Here is a 13,095-nt window from a genome sequence, read left to right on the forward strand (position 1 = left end):
TCATTGCGCGCGCGGCAACATAATCCCGATTGTCGCGCCGATCTCAGCAGGCGATTTCCTCGACGGGGCGGACGAGCTGCGGGCCAAGGTGCAGATAGCGCGTCGCCCGGCGCTTGGCGGCGATATCGGCCCAGACGCGTTCGACCTCGACCGTAGCCAGCTTCGCGGCGGCGCCGACCTCCACGGCTGAAAAGCCGTTATTCAGGCCGAAGAGGCAGATATCCATGCGGTCATAGGGCAGGGAGAAGTAGAACTCTTCCTGCGTCTGCTCGAGGGAATAGGTGTCGGTCGTCGGCGCCCTGCGGCAGATTTCCTCGGGAATGCCGAGATGGGCGGCAAGCGCATAGACCTGGCTCTTGTAGAGATGGGCGATCGGTTTGACGTCAGCTGCGCCGTCGCCATTCTTCACGAAGAAGCCTTGGTCGTATTCGAGCCGGTTCGGCGTGCCGAGCACGGCGAAATTCAGCCGGTCGGCGTGATAGTACTCGATCTGTTTGCGCGTGCGCTGCTTCATGTTGGTGGCGGCGACGATGCCGAGATAGACCGCCGGCGACATGCGCAGCTTCGTCTGCCGGCCTTCGGGGTCCTGCACCACCAGCGAGGAGATGTTGTAGCCCTCGCCGGCGAGCGAATTGGCGATGACGATCTTTGAGGCCCAGCCCGGCCCGTATTCCGGCACCAGCTCGCGGATGAAGGCATCCCGCCGCTCATAACAACCCATCGCGTGCAGCGTCGGGCCGATATCCTCCACGATCGCTTCGACGCCGAAGGTTTCGGCGGCCAGCCGGCCGAGGCGGAGGCTGTCGGGATCGGAGTCGCTTTCCGGCATGAACAGGCAGAAGACGTTCTTCGCGCCGACGGCGCGGGCGGCGAGCGCGACCGAGACGCTGGAATCGATGCCGCCAGAGAGGCCGAGCACGAGCCCGCGCTTGCGCATGCCGCGTAGCTGCTCGCGCAACCCGGCGACTATGCGATCGGTTTCCGCAGCGTTGTCGAGCGTCAGCGCGTCGGCCGAGAAGGCGGGACGGCTCGGGGCGAGGGAGTGGTTCATTCTGCAGTCCCCAACGTTTCGGCCGCCAGTCTTCGGCTGACCTTTCCGGTATCGGTCTTCGGCAACTCGCGGCGGAACTCGATGAGCTTCGGCACCATGAAATCCTCGAGATGAACGGCGCAGTAGCGAATGATGTCCCGTTCGCTCAGGGTCTCGTCCGAGAGAACGACGAGGGCGGCAATGGCGTGGCCGAGCACCGGATCCGGCACGCCGGTCACCACGGCTTCCACGATGCCGGGATGGGCGTGCAGCACAGTTTCGACTTCCTTCGGGGCAACCTTTTCGCCGCGCGTCTTGATGATGTCGTCCTTACGGCCAACGAAATAGAGGAAGCCGTCCTCGTCCGTCCGGAACAGGTCGCCGGTGTGGAGCCGCTTTTCCCAGGGATGCGGCCCGGGACGCAGCATCTGCTCCGTGGCCACGTCGTTGCGCCAATAGCCCTGCATGACATGCGGGCCGCGGATGACCAACTCGCCCGCCACGCCCGGTGGCACGCGGTTGCCCTCATCGTCGACGACGATCGCTTCCGTGTTGGGAATAGCGATGCCGACGGAACCCGGCCGGCGGTCCAGCTCCTCCGGGGGCAGGTAGGTGCAGCGCTTGCACTCCGTCAGACCGTACATGGAATAGAGCCGCACGCCGGGGAACAGCTCGCGCAGCCGGGCGATATGCACCGGCGGCAGGGCGGCGGCGGTGTTCGAGATATAGCGCAGGCTCGGCAGGAAACCCGGCGCCAAATCGCGCATCTGCAGGATCAGCGCCGCCATCGTCGGCACCAGCGGGAAACCGGTGACCTTCTCGGCGCGGATGCGCTCGAAAATGGCCTGCGGAAAGGCGAAGGATTTTTCGAGGACGAGGGTCGCGCCGAGCTTCATCGCCATCAGCAGCTGATAGAGGCCGTAGTCGAAAGCCAGGGGCAGGACATTGAGGATGATGTCGTCAGGGGTGTTGCGCAGATAGGTCATGATGGATTCGGCCGCGGCATCGATATTGCGATGCGTCATCATCACGCCCTTGGGGCGACCGGTGGAGCCCGAGGTGTAGATCAGCATGGCGAGGTCGATGTCGATCCCGCCATGGCGAACGGGCACAGGCGCGACCTTGAGACAATCCTCGAAGGAGGCAGCGCCATCCGGCGTATGGCTGGATGGCGCTTGCGTCGACGCGACGAAGAGCGGCCGGTCCGACAGCGCACGCGCCTGGATCACGACAGGCATCAGCTTGGCCTGCGTCAGGATCGCTGCAGCCTCGCAATCGTCGATGACATAAGCGAGCTTGCCGGCCTTGGTGGAGGCGTTGATCGGGCTGAAGGTCGCGCCCGCCTTGAGAACCGCGAAGATCGAGACGGCGGCTTCCCAGCAATTATCCATGAAGACGAGAACGCGGTCGCCGCGCTGCACGCCATTCGCGGCGAGAGCGGTCGCGAGCCGGTTCGACAGATCGTCGAGCTCGTCATAGCGCAACCGCTTCCGGTCGGTGACAAGCGCCGTCTTCGCGCCATGCGCGGCCGCGTTCGTGATGAGGAATTGCTCGACCCGCATGAGCTCGGGCCTTCCGCTGCCAGCCGTCACGCCGCGACGAGCGATGCGGTCTTCGCTGTGATGAAGGCCGTGATGCGCGCCAGTGAATCGAGGTTGGCCGGCACGATATCGGCGTCCGCAACTGTGATTCCGCAATGGTCCTCGATAAAGGCCACCAGTTCCAGAACGCCGGTCGAATCGATGATGCCGTTCTCGATCAGCGAGTCCGTATCGGCGAGGGTGTGGGTGGTGTCGCCGAACAGGAAGTTCTCGATGACAAAGGCCTTCACTGCGTCTCGGATCGTATCGGTCATGTCGTTCGCTTTCCTTGGTGGTGTCAGGCGGCCTTTGCGTTGCAAATGCCTGTGCCGGTGAAAGTCGTCAGCCACAGCTGCGTCGACAGGATGCCGACAAAGGCCGCATTGTCGCGAAAGCCGGAGACCGGCTGGCGGCTGCATTTCTCATGTAGTTTTGCCACTGCCTTCGGATTGAAGAGCCCGCCGGCGCTGACTGCGGCGTCGCCCAGGGCCGACTGGACATAGTCCCTCGTGCCCGGCCCAACGAAGGACTGGCTGTCCGGTGCGCGATAGGGCTGCTTGGTCCGCCGGCCGATGGCGGCCGGCAGCAGGTCTTTGGTCGCCTCCCGGAGAATATGCTTCTCCACGAGCCCCTTCAGCTTCATCTCGGGAGGAAGGCCGGCGGCAAACTCGACCAGATGATGGTCGAGGAAGGGAAAGCGGCCCTCGATGCCGTGGGCCATCGCCATGCGGTCGCCCTGGCTGGACAGGATATAGCCGGGGAGAAGGAAGCGGGCTTCCAGATATTGCGCCTGATGCAAGGGATGCCAGCGGGCGAACGCCTCGGGCAGCCGCGCGGCGAGCTCCTCGGCGGCGTCATATCCAGACAATGTGGCACGCAGATCGCCCGAGTAGAACAGCTTCGTCGCCGCCGTGCCGTCGAACCTCGGCCGATGGGAGAACAGCGGATCGTCGAGCGCCGCGCCGCTAGCCCCGAAGAAGGAGAACAGGCACTCGGCCGATTGCTGCCTCAGGCCCGGAAGATAGGGGTAGAGCTTGTGGAACAGATGCGGCCGGATGCGGGAGCCGGGCTGTCTCCCGCAAAAGCGCCGAACCCTGGCCTCCTTGAAAATATCGTAGCCGGCAAAGACTTCGTCGGCGCCTTCGCCCGTCAGCACCACTTTCAAGCCGGCCTCGCGCACGAGGCTCGAGAGCTTGTAGAGCGGGGCAGGGGCAGTGCGCAGGATCGGCCGCTCCGTGAAGCGGATAACGTCAGGGAAGACGGCGGCGATATCGCCTTCCCCGCAGGCGACGGCGCTGTGATGCGTGCCGAGCGCACGGGCCATCTCGAGCTGGAAGGGGCTCTCGTCATGTTCGGCGCTATCGAAGGTGACCGAGAAGGTCCTGAGGCCACCCGGCGCCATGCCCGCCGCCAGCGCCGATGTGATGGAGGAATCGAGGCCGCCAGAGAGATAGGCGCCGACTGGCACATCGGCGCGCATGCGGATGCGGGTCGCCTCCGTCAGGAGGGCGCGCAGTTCCTCGGCCGCGGCACGCTCGTCCCGGTGCCGGGGCGGCGCGTCCCGGTCGGGATACTCCAGACTCCAGTAGGGCCGCGTCGAGACGCTGCCTTCTTGCACGATCATCAGGCTTGCGGGTTCGAGTTCGTAGATATTGCGGAAGGCCGTGCGCGGCGCGATCGGGGCCCAGAGCGTGAAGATCTGGTCGAGTGCGACCGGATCAATCTCGGCCGCGACGTCCGGGGCCTGGAGGAGCGCCTTGATCTCCGAGGCGAAGTAAAACCGTTCGCCCTGCCTTGTATAGAAGAGCGGCCGGACCCCCATGCGGTCGCGCGCCAGAACCATGCGGCGGCGGCGGCCGTCCCAGAGCGCAAAGGCGAAATCGCCATTGAGCGCGGAGACGCAATCCTCCCCCATCTCGTCATAGAGATGCAGGATCACTTCGGTGTCGCTGGCTGTCCGGAAATGGCGGCCTTTCGCGCGAAGCTGCTCGCGCAGTTCCACATAGTTGAAGATCTCGCCGTTGAAGGCGATCGTCAGATCGCCCGTCGCATCGGACATGGGCTGCTGGCCGTCCCCCAGGCCGACGATGGACAGCCGCGCATGGCCGAGGCCGGCCGCCTTTGTGGTGAAGAATCCCTGCTCATCGGGGCCGCGATGCGCAATGGCAGCCGTCATCCTTCCAAGGAGCGCCCTCCCATCCCGGACAGTGCCGAAATAACCGCTAAAACCGCACATGCCGAGATATTTCCAAGTCCACCAGCGCGGCTCGGACTATAGCCGCCAAGATACCGGTAGGTGTTAAACATCTGGGACTATTCATGAGAATGGTAAATTTTGAGCGGCCGCCGACGGCTGAATTCTTGCGTGAGCATTGGATCTGCCGCGAGATGAGGGCAATGACGCCCTTCGGCGACATAGTCGCCACTGACGGTCAGCTTGCTTCCGAGGCTGCCGGCGATGCCCACAGTCCCGGCATTGGTCAGCCCGACAATGGCTTGGGAAGTGCCGGCGAGATCGAGCGTCGCGCCTGCCGCGACCGAGAATTGCGAGGCGGAACTGAACGTGTTGGCCGCGCCTGCGGCGAGCGTGCCGCCATTGACCGAAGTGGCGCCGGCGAAAGCCGAGTTGTCCGAAGTCAGAACCACTGTCCCCAAGCCGTCCTTGACGAAATCGCCGGTACCCGAGAGCGCGCCGGCATAGCTCACATTAGCTGTCTGGTCGAAGGTGAACGAGGCGCCCGCACCGATCGAGACATCGCCGCCTAGCGCTCGGCCGCCGAGATGATGCCGCCTTGGTCGACGGTCCAGTCCAGCAGCGACGTGCCTGAAAGGGTCAGCGTGCCGGCGCCATCCTTCACCATCGCAAATGACTCCACATCAAGGATGCATTCGGACGCACCGGCATAGGCCCCATCGATTTTATTGATCTTTTTGCCGTCTTTAAGAGGGCTGGTAGCGGGAGAGGGACTTGAACCCCCGACCCCAGGATTATGATTCCCGTGCTCTAACCAACTGAGCTACCCCGCCAGGGCGGCGAAAGGCCCGAAATCCGCCTCAAATCGAAAGGCATGTCGGGGGCGTTCGCCAAGGTCGCGCGGATATAAGGTTGGGAGGGTGAGCCTGTCAAGCTTCGAAGCAACCGGCTTGCCGGCTTATCGTCATTATCGAAAAGCTTTGCCGCGCGGACATTTGGTTGCCGCCGCCGGGGTTGAGTTCGAAGGGGCACGTCGCTATGTCTCGGCCACGAGTTTTTAGAGTTTGAAACAGATGAAGCCGCGCATAGCAGTCCTCGGTTGCGGATACTGGGGCAGCAACCACATCCGCACTCTCAAGGCGCTAGGCGCGCTGTACGCGGTCTCCGACACCAACCGGGCCCGCGCAGAAGGCTTCGCCAGCGAGCAGGACTGCCTGGCGATCGAGCCGGACCAGTTGTTCGTGCGTGACGATATCGACGCCATCGTCATGGCGCTGCCGCCGCAATTCCATGCCGACCTTGCCGTGCGTGCCGTCACGGCCGGCAAGGACGTGCTGGTGGAAAAGCCGATCGCTCTGACTGTGGCGGATGCCGAGCGTGCGGTGCAGGCGGCCAAGGACAATGGCCGCGTCTTCATGGTCGGCCATGTCCTGCGGTTCCACCCCGCCTTCGAGACGCTGAAAGGGCTGATCGACAAGGGCGAGCTCGGCGAAGTCCGCTACATCCACTCGCACCGGCTCGGCCTCGGCAAGTTCCACACAGAGAACGACGCGCTGTGGGATCTGGCGCCGCACGATCTGTCGATGATCCTGGCGATCACCGGCACGGAGCCGATCGAGGTGCGCGGCGAGGGGGCCGCCCTGCTCGACAATCTCAGCGACTTCGCGCATCTGCACATGCGCTTCCCCAACGGCCTGCGCAGCCATCTCTTCACCTCGCGTCTCAATCCCTATCGCGAGCGGCGGCTGACCGTGGTCGGCACCAAGGCGATGGCGGTGTTCGACGATGTCGAGCCATGGGAACGCAAGCTTGCCGTCTACCGCCATGCAGTGTGGCAGGACAGCGGCCAATGGGCCTTCACCACCAATGAGCCATCCTATGTCGCGGTTGCCCAGGGCATGCCGCTGACACGCGAGCTGGAGCATTTCATCCAGTGCATCGAGACGCGTGCCGAACCGCGTACCAGCGGCGAGGAAGCGATCAGGGTGCTGCGCATCCTGACCGCCGGCACGGTCACCCACACCAAGTCGAATTCCTGAAGCGCGGATTATTCGGCGGGAATCTTATTCCGCGGGAATCTGGGCCGGCCGGGCGGCAAGCCGGGTCAGCATCGCCTCGGCCTCGGCGCCACGCTCCGAACGCTCGATGAAGCCGCCGCCGAACACGCGAGCTTCGTTGCCGTCGTCGGAGTAGAGCACGCAGGCCTGGCCCGGCGCGATGCCGGATTCGCCGTCGACCAGTTCCACCCATGTGGCACCGGCACGATGATGCAGCACGGCCGGGCGCGGCGGCCGCGTCGAGCGGACCTTGGCGAACAGCTCCAGGCCGCCTGCAGGGACGTCTGTGAGCGGTCCGTCGCCCAGCCAGTTCATATTGCGCAGATAGATCTTGTGCGTCTCCAGCGCCTCGCGCGGGCCAACCACGACGCGAGCGCGGTCGGCATCGAGGTGGACGACGTAAAGCGGCTCGCCGGAAGCGATGCCGATGCCGCGGCGCTGGCCGATCGTGTAGCGCAGGATACCCTCATGGCGGCCGAGCACGCGGCCGTCGATGTGGACGATGTCGCCCGGATTGGCCGCAGTTGGCTTCAACTTGGCGATGATGTCGGAATACTTGCCCTGCGGCACGAAGCAGATGTCCTGGCTGTCCTGCTTGGCGGCAACCGCCAGCCCCATCTCCTCGGCAATGGCGCGAACCTGAGGCTTCGACAGGCCGCCGAGGGGAAAGCGCAGATAATCGATCTGTGCCTGCGTGGTGGCGAACAGGAAATAACTCTGGTCACGGTCGGCGTCGACCGGCCTGTAGAGCGCGCGGTGGGCGCCGTTGGCGCCGGAACGGATGTAGTGGCCGGTGGCCAGCGCGTCGGCGCCGAGCTCCTTGGCGGTGGCCAGGAGGTCGGCGAACTTCACCGTCTGGTTGCAGGAAACGCACGGGATCGGCGTCTCGCCGGCGACATAGCTCTCGGCGAAGGGATCGATGACCGCCTTGCGGAAGCGTTCCTCGTAGTCGAGCACATAATGGGGGATGCCGAGCGTCTCGGAGACACGGCGGGCATCGTCGATGTCCTGCCCGGCGCAGCATGAGCCGGCCCGGTGCGTCGCCGCGCCGTGGTCGTAGAGTTGCAAGGTGACGCCGACGACGTCGTAGCCCTCGCGTTTCAGCAGGCCTGCGACGACAGAGGAATCGACGCCGCCCGACATGGCGACGACGATGCGGGTGTTTTCGGGACGTCCGGGAAGATCGAGACTGTTCATGATGCTTTCGTTCTGCGCGGCGCCTCAATGCCAATGTCGAGAATATAGGTCAAGCTTTACCGCCGCGCCAGCGTGCAGGGCGATTCACCGGTTGCGGCCGATCTCCGCCAGCGGATGCATTTTCCCCGGCAAATCAGCGTTTGCGGGCAGATGTTTCAAATGCCGGCGAAAAGACTAACGCGGCGTTCATGATCCTTACCTAGTCATTAGGGTCTGCTTAGGCAATTTTTAAAGCTGTGGCGGTAACGTGGCGGGGATTGGGTCTTTGAGTTTTTTGTAGAGAGTACGATGACCGATCTGGTTAGACCGAGAGTCAAATATGTTATCGGGCCTGACGGCAGCCCTCTTACGATTGCCGATCTGCCGCCGACCAATACACGTCGCTGGGTTATCCGGCGTAAGGCGGAAGTGGTTGCGGCCGTGCGCGGCGGGCTTTTGAGCCTGGACGAGGCATGCCAACGCTACAAGCTCACCACCGAGGAATTCCTGTCCTGGCAGGCGTCGATCGACGAATATGGCCTTGCCGGGCTGCGCACGACACGCATCCAGCAATACCGGCACTGACCATTGCGAATTTAGACGAAGGGCGCGGCTAACCTCGCGCCCTTCTGTTTTCACCGTTCCCGCTCAGAGCGATAGCACAACCTTGCCGATCGGCTTGGTGGCGAGGAAGGCGTGAGCGGCCCCCGCCTGGTCCAGCGGGAAGCTCTTCGCCACATGGACGGCGAGCTTGTTGGCATCGATCAACCGAGCCAGTTCCACCAGGCCCTCCCTGTCGGGAACGACGGACATACGCTCGACCCGAATGTCTCGCGCGCCGGCCTGGGTCCTGGTGTTGTCGCCGACATCGAGCAATGACACCAAAATGCCGCCACGCCTGAGCACCTTCAGCGAGCGTTGGGCGTGGTCGCCGCCCATTGGATCCAGCACCAGATCGATGTCGCGAACCTGATCGGTGAAATCGCCCTTGGTGTAGTCGATGACCTCGTCGGCGCCGAGTTCGCGGACGAAGTCGAGCTTGCCCGGGCTGACCGTGGCGACAACGTAGGCGCCGCGCGCCTTGGCGATCTGCACCGCCAGATGACCGACGCCGCCGGCTCCTGCATGGACCAATATGCGCTGCCCCGATTTCAGCCCGCCGTGGCGAACAAGCCCTTGCCAGGCGGTGAGGCCGGCCAGCGGCAAGGCGCCTGCCTTGAGGTGGTCCGCGCTCTTCGGCTTCAGTGCGATTTGATCGGCAGGCACGGCAGCCAGCTCGGCATAGGCCGCCGCCTGCTTGGGGAAGCGCGGCATGCCGAACACCTCGTCGCCGATCTTGAAGCCGGTGACGCCGGCGCCGAGTGCTTCGACAGTTCCCGAGATATCCCAACCCAGGATGTAAGGCGGCTCGCCGAGCAAGGGGTAGTAGCCGGCACGGACGGCGCCGTCGACCGGATTGATGCCTGCGGCCTTGACGCGGACCAGCACTTCGCCGGCCTCTGGCGTGGGATCCGGCTGATCGGCGATGACAAGGACGTCGGGTCCGCCGACGGAATTCTGGATAACGGCACGCATTGAGATGTCTCCTGCTTGGTTGGTGCCACTATCATTTGGATAGTAATATCCCCTTGTCCAGTATGTACCTTCCTGATATATACGCACCTCATGGATAGTGAAGATGATTGCGGTTTCGGCTATGACGCGTTCCGGCGAACGTGCCCTTCGCACACCGTGCTGGAGATGCTGGCCAGCAAATGGGTGTATCTGGTGGTTTGCGCGCTGCGCAAAGGCCGGCTGCGCAATGGCGAGCTTGCCCGGAAGCTCGAGGGCATCACGCCGAAGATGCTGACGCAGACGCTGCGGGTGCTCGAGCGCGACGGCCTGGTGCGGCGCGAGATTTTCCCGGTCATTCCGCCGCGCGTCGAATATGAATTGACCGAGCTCGGCCAGAACCTGGCGGGGCTGCTTACCCAGATCAGGTCATGGGCGGAGCAGCATGCGCCGGATATCAAGGATGCCCGTGCAAGGGCAATTGCCGAGAGTGAAGGGGATTGGGCCGCGTAGGGCGGGTTCATTTTTCCCGCCGGAGCCGCAAGCCGCGACAATGCGCCAGCCTGATGGCGAGCGTTGGTGCGGCAAACCGCCAGGTCTTAGCCGATCATGGCGCTGCGGCCACCGACTTCGGCTTCGCGGATCTTCGTGTCGCGCGATTCCAGCATTTCCGCCTTGGAAAGCTCCGCTTCAGCTTCGCCGAGTAATGATTCGGCGGCGCTTCGCTGCTGGGCGAGGTCGCTTTGGGAATTCCTGAGGTTGTCGCGGCGCAGGCGAGCCGCCTTGGCGAAGGTCGGATAGGCGAAATGGTTGATGTCGGTGATGCCGGCCTTCTTTTCCTCGGCGGTGATCTGAAGCTCCAGCTCGACGGCCATGCGTTCGAACTCGGCGATCATCATGTCGAGCTGCAGCAGCTGCCGCCGCTTCTCATTCACCTGAAACTGTTTCAGCCGAACGAGGTTTTCACGTGACTTCATGATTCGGTACTCCCGGAAACGCACACCCGCACTTATCGTCCAAACCACCTGGAAACGCCCAGGCCGCACCCGTGTCCACCGCCTTTCCCCGAACTATGGGAAACAAAACCCTAAAGTTTTTTGCCGACGGTAACCATTCGTTTACGGGCATTGTTAATCATACGGGTCAGGACTTAAGGCCGGGTAAAAATTCCGGCCACCGATGCGGAAGCGACGTCGATGAGTCCCTGGAGTCGCTTAGTCCAGGTTGTTAATGTGTTGCATTAGGAATTTGGTTCTGAGATTCGTTATTAGATTCAAGAGGGTGTAGAAAGAGGTTAAAAAATCTGGTACCGTCATGGACGGGAAATTAGGATTTGTTAACCATTCAATGGCAGCCTCTGCACAAGGCAACCACTGCTCCGGGCCCGGACGGGTCGTGAAATGGTCCGGCAGCAGAAAAGGGGAATGAAATGCGTGTTCTGCTGATAGAAGATGACAGTGCAACCGCACAAAGCATCGAACTGATGCTGAAATCGGAAAGTTTCAACGTCTACACGACCGATCTCGGTGAAGAGGGCGTCGATCTAGGCAAGCTCTACGACTACGATATCATTCTCCTCGATCTCAACCTGCCCGATATGTCGGGCTACGAGGTCTTGCGAACGCTTCGCCTTTCCAAGGTCAAAACACCTATTCTCATCCTCTCCGGCATGGCCGGCATCGAGGACAAGGTGCGCGGCCTCGGCTTCGGCGCGGACGACTACATGACCAAGCCGTTCCACAAGGATGAGCTGGTTGCCCGCATTCATGCCATCGTGCGGCGCTCCAAGGGCCACGCCCAGTCGGTCATCACCACCGGCGACCTAGTGGTCAACCTAGATGCCAAGACCGTCGAAGTCGGCGGCCAGCGCGTGCACCTGACCGGCAAGGAATACCAGATGCTGGAGTTGCTTTCGCTGCGCAAAGGCACCACGCTGACCAAGGAAATGTTCCTCAACCACCTCTATGGCGGCATGGACGAGCCTGAGTTGAAGATCATCGACGTCTTCATCTGCAAGCTGCGCAAAAAGCTCGACGCGGCATCGGGCGGTCAGAACTACATTGAAACGGTCTGGGGGCGCGGCTATGTGCTGCGCGAACCGGAAGACATTCGCGTCAGCGCCTGAGCGACGAATCGCTCGAATCTTTTCCATAAAAAACCCGGCTTCGGCCGGGTTTTTGCATGACGGCTGGTAAGGGTCTGTTTTGGGCTGCTGAGCAGGAAACCGTCACGCACTTTTTCTGGAATTGCTCAAGGGTACCGAATCAGGTGCGCTCTTCAAGGTGCGAAAGCGCTCGAGCAGCTGCGGGCGGTTGAACGGCTTCAAGAGATAGCCCTGGGCGCCGGCTCGCTTGGCCCGCATGATCGAAGCAATATCGAGCTCGACCAGGGAAATCAGGATCTGCGGCCTTATCGGGCTCTCCATGGCGCGGACGCGACGGATGAGATCGACCGCCGGTACGTCAGGCAAGGCGCCATCGACGACGATGATGTCGGGCATATCGGCGGCGCACATCTCCAGCGCGTCAAGTCCGCTGGCGGCCTCGATGACAATCATTTCGGAGCCGCCCAGGATGCGTTTTGCAACCTTCCTGATGACGCTTGAATCGTCGACGAACATGCAGCGTTTCATTTCCGGGTCCTCTTTGCCTTCTGGCAGTCCGGTAGCGTCGGGGGCATCCAGGACGCACCATAGGCCAATCTGGTAAAGAAGCCGAAAAGGCGTTAGGTAAAATTTTTACAAAGATAGGCAGGTGCCTACTTTTATTCGCGAATGCTTTGGCGCTGCCTGGACGACCAGACGCATCTCAAGTCAATGAGCTGGAATTACAGATTTCAATGTAGAAATACTTCGCGCTATCGGCTGCGCAATCAGGCCGCAGAAAGCACGATTTCTTCCGGCGTCGCGTGGATCGATATCGTCATGCCGGCTTCGCGCGCCAGAAGCAGCGTGTAGTAGGGCTGCACGGAATGCGCGTCGATCGGTTCCTCCGGCTTGTGGCCGGAATGCAGTTCGAGGAATTTCGGCGGCACACGCAGCATCGGGCCAGCCGACGCAAGCGCGAAACGGGGTTCGGTCTCGAGGTTTTCCAGCGTCACGGAAAGCTTGCCGCCGCGCGGAATGGCGGCATTGGCGACGAGGATCAGGTTGAGCAGCAGCTTGACCTTGTTTTTGGGCAGCAACGCGCGGGGCCCGTTCCAGGTCAGTTCCGGCTTTTCGTTCTTGAGGAAGGCGATGGCGACCGCTTCGGCATCGCCGGTATCGATCAACATGCCGGCCGAGCCGGCGGCACCGAAGGCGATGCGGGCGAACTGCAGGCGGGCCGAAGCGTTGCGGGCGCTCTGACGGATCAGCTTCATGGCGTCCTCGTCGGCGCCGCCTTCATCAAGCAATTCGAGCCCGTTGTTGATCGCGCCGACCGGCGAGATGATATCGTGGCAGACCCGGCTGCACAAAAGCGCTGCCAGATCGGGTGCGGAAAGGGTGAACAGATCGGCCATCGGCGA

The 13,095-nt window shown here is 62.6% G+C and carries 15 protein-coding genes and 1 tRNA gene; 4 read left to right on the forward strand and 12 right to left on the reverse strand.

The features are described from left to right. Positions 1 to 43 precede the first annotated feature (43 nt). The 7 genes from nadE to NP945_RS21315 all read right to left on the reverse strand — a co-directional run bounded on the left by nadE (position 44) and on the right by NP945_RS21315 (position 5,637). Positions 44 to 1,051 (reverse strand): NAD(+) synthase, encoded by a 1,008-nt coding sequence (gene nadE / locus NP945_RS21285; RefSeq protein WP_256747445.1) that lies wholly within the window; start codon positions 1,049 to 1,051, stop codon positions 44 to 46. Continuing rightward, complete coding sequence (locus NP945_RS21290; RefSeq protein ID WP_256747446.1) at positions 1,048 to 2,592, reverse strand: class I adenylate-forming enzyme family protein; 1,545 nt, start codon at positions 2,590 to 2,592, stop codon at positions 1,048 to 1,050. The genes nadE and NP945_RS21290 overlap by 4 nt, the downstream gene beginning before the upstream one ends. A gap of 26 nt (positions 2,593 to 2,618) precedes the next feature. After that, on the reverse strand, positions 2,619 to 2,885 hold the full coding sequence (locus NP945_RS21295) for an acyl carrier protein (RefSeq protein ID WP_127381822.1): 267 nt from the start codon (positions 2,883 to 2,885) through the stop codon (positions 2,619 to 2,621). A gap of 23 nt (positions 2,886 to 2,908) precedes the next feature. Beyond that, positions 2,909 to 4,846 (reverse strand): asparagine synthase (glutamine-hydrolyzing), encoded by a 1,938-nt coding sequence (asnB, locus tag NP945_RS21300; RefSeq protein WP_256747447.1) that lies wholly within the window; start codon positions 4,844 to 4,846, stop codon positions 2,909 to 2,911. 77 nt (positions 4,847 to 4,923) lie between these two features. Then, positions 4,924 to 5,316, reverse strand: a complete 393-nt coding sequence (locus NP945_RS21305; protein WP_256747448.1) for an autotransporter-associated beta strand repeat-containing protein — start codon at positions 5,314 to 5,316, stop codon at positions 4,924 to 4,926. Between the two features lie 56 nt (positions 5,317 to 5,372). Next, complete coding sequence (locus NP945_RS21310; RefSeq protein WP_256747449.1) at positions 5,373 to 5,471, reverse strand: hypothetical protein; 99 nt, start codon at positions 5,469 to 5,471, stop codon at positions 5,373 to 5,375. A gap of 89 nt (positions 5,472 to 5,560) precedes the next feature. Then, positions 5,561 to 5,637 (reverse strand) — tRNA-Met (locus tag NP945_RS21315). A 240-nt stretch (positions 5,638 to 5,877) separates the two neighbouring features. Between NP945_RS21315 and NP945_RS21320 the strand changes: the two genes are divergently transcribed. Further along, positions 5,878 to 6,843, forward strand: a complete 966-nt coding sequence (locus tag NP945_RS21320; RefSeq protein ID WP_127268012.1) for a Gfo/Idh/MocA family protein — start codon at positions 5,878 to 5,880, stop codon at positions 6,841 to 6,843. Between the two features lie 24 nt (positions 6,844 to 6,867). On the opposite strand, the gene mnmA is transcribed toward NP945_RS21320, so the two are convergent. Then, entirely contained in the window at positions 6,868 to 8,058 is a 1,191-nt protein-coding gene (mnmA, locus tag NP945_RS21325) for a tRNA 2-thiouridine(34) synthase MnmA (RefSeq protein ID WP_127317831.1), read from the reverse strand. A gap of 288 nt (positions 8,059 to 8,346) precedes the next feature. Between mnmA and NP945_RS21330 the strand changes: the two genes are divergently transcribed. Further along, positions 8,347 to 8,622, forward strand: coding sequence for a DUF1153 domain-containing protein (locus tag NP945_RS21330; protein ID WP_013529904.1), 276 nt, complete (start codon positions 8,347 to 8,349; stop codon positions 8,620 to 8,622). A 63-nt stretch (positions 8,623 to 8,685) separates the two neighbouring features. On the opposite strand, the gene NP945_RS21335 is transcribed toward NP945_RS21330, so the two are convergent. Further along, positions 8,686 to 9,612 (reverse strand): NADP-dependent oxidoreductase, encoded by a 927-nt coding sequence (locus NP945_RS21335; RefSeq protein ID WP_256747450.1) that lies wholly within the window; start codon positions 9,610 to 9,612, stop codon positions 8,686 to 8,688. A 90-nt stretch (positions 9,613 to 9,702) separates the two neighbouring features. Here NP945_RS21335 and NP945_RS21340 point away from each other — a divergent pair, with 90 nt between their 5' ends. Further along, positions 9,703 to 10,101, forward strand: coding sequence for a helix-turn-helix domain-containing protein (locus NP945_RS21340; RefSeq protein ID WP_023809911.1), 399 nt, complete (start codon positions 9,703 to 9,705; stop codon positions 10,099 to 10,101). 86 nt (positions 10,102 to 10,187) lie between these two features. Here NP945_RS21340 and NP945_RS21345 read toward each other — a convergent pair whose 3' ends face one another. Next, positions 10,188 to 10,565: a flagellar export protein FliJ gene (locus NP945_RS21345; protein WP_013529907.1), complete on the reverse strand. Its 378-nt coding sequence runs from the start codon at positions 10,563 to 10,565 to the stop codon at positions 10,188 to 10,190. Between the two features lie 452 nt (positions 10,566 to 11,017). On the opposite strand from NP945_RS21345, the gene ctrA reads away from it, so the two are divergent. Further along, positions 11,018 to 11,713 carry a response regulator transcription factor CtrA gene (gene ctrA / locus NP945_RS21350; protein ID WP_006203583.1) on the forward strand — a complete coding sequence of 232 codons (696 nt, stop codon included), beginning with the start codon at positions 11,018 to 11,020 and terminating at the stop codon, positions 11,711 to 11,713. Positions 11,714 to 11,815: 102 nt separating this feature from the next. Here the strand turns inward: ctrA and NP945_RS21355 are convergent, their stop codons facing one another. Continuing rightward, entirely contained in the window at positions 11,816 to 12,220 is a 405-nt protein-coding gene (locus NP945_RS21355) for a PleD family two-component system response regulator (RefSeq protein ID WP_127268016.1), read from the reverse strand. A gap of 239 nt (positions 12,221 to 12,459) precedes the next feature. Beyond that, the gene (chpT, locus tag NP945_RS21360) at positions 12,460 to 13,089 is read right to left on the reverse strand and encodes a histidine phosphotransferase ChpT (RefSeq protein WP_024504504.1); all 630 of its coding nucleotides are present in this window, start codon (positions 13,087 to 13,089) and stop codon (positions 12,460 to 12,462) included. Positions 13,090 to 13,095 lie beyond the last annotated feature (6 nt).

It is taken from the genome of Mesorhizobium sp. LMG17149, from assembly GCF_024518695.1.
Lineage (GTDB): Bacteria > Pseudomonadota > Alphaproteobacteria > Rhizobiales > Rhizobiaceae > Mesorhizobium.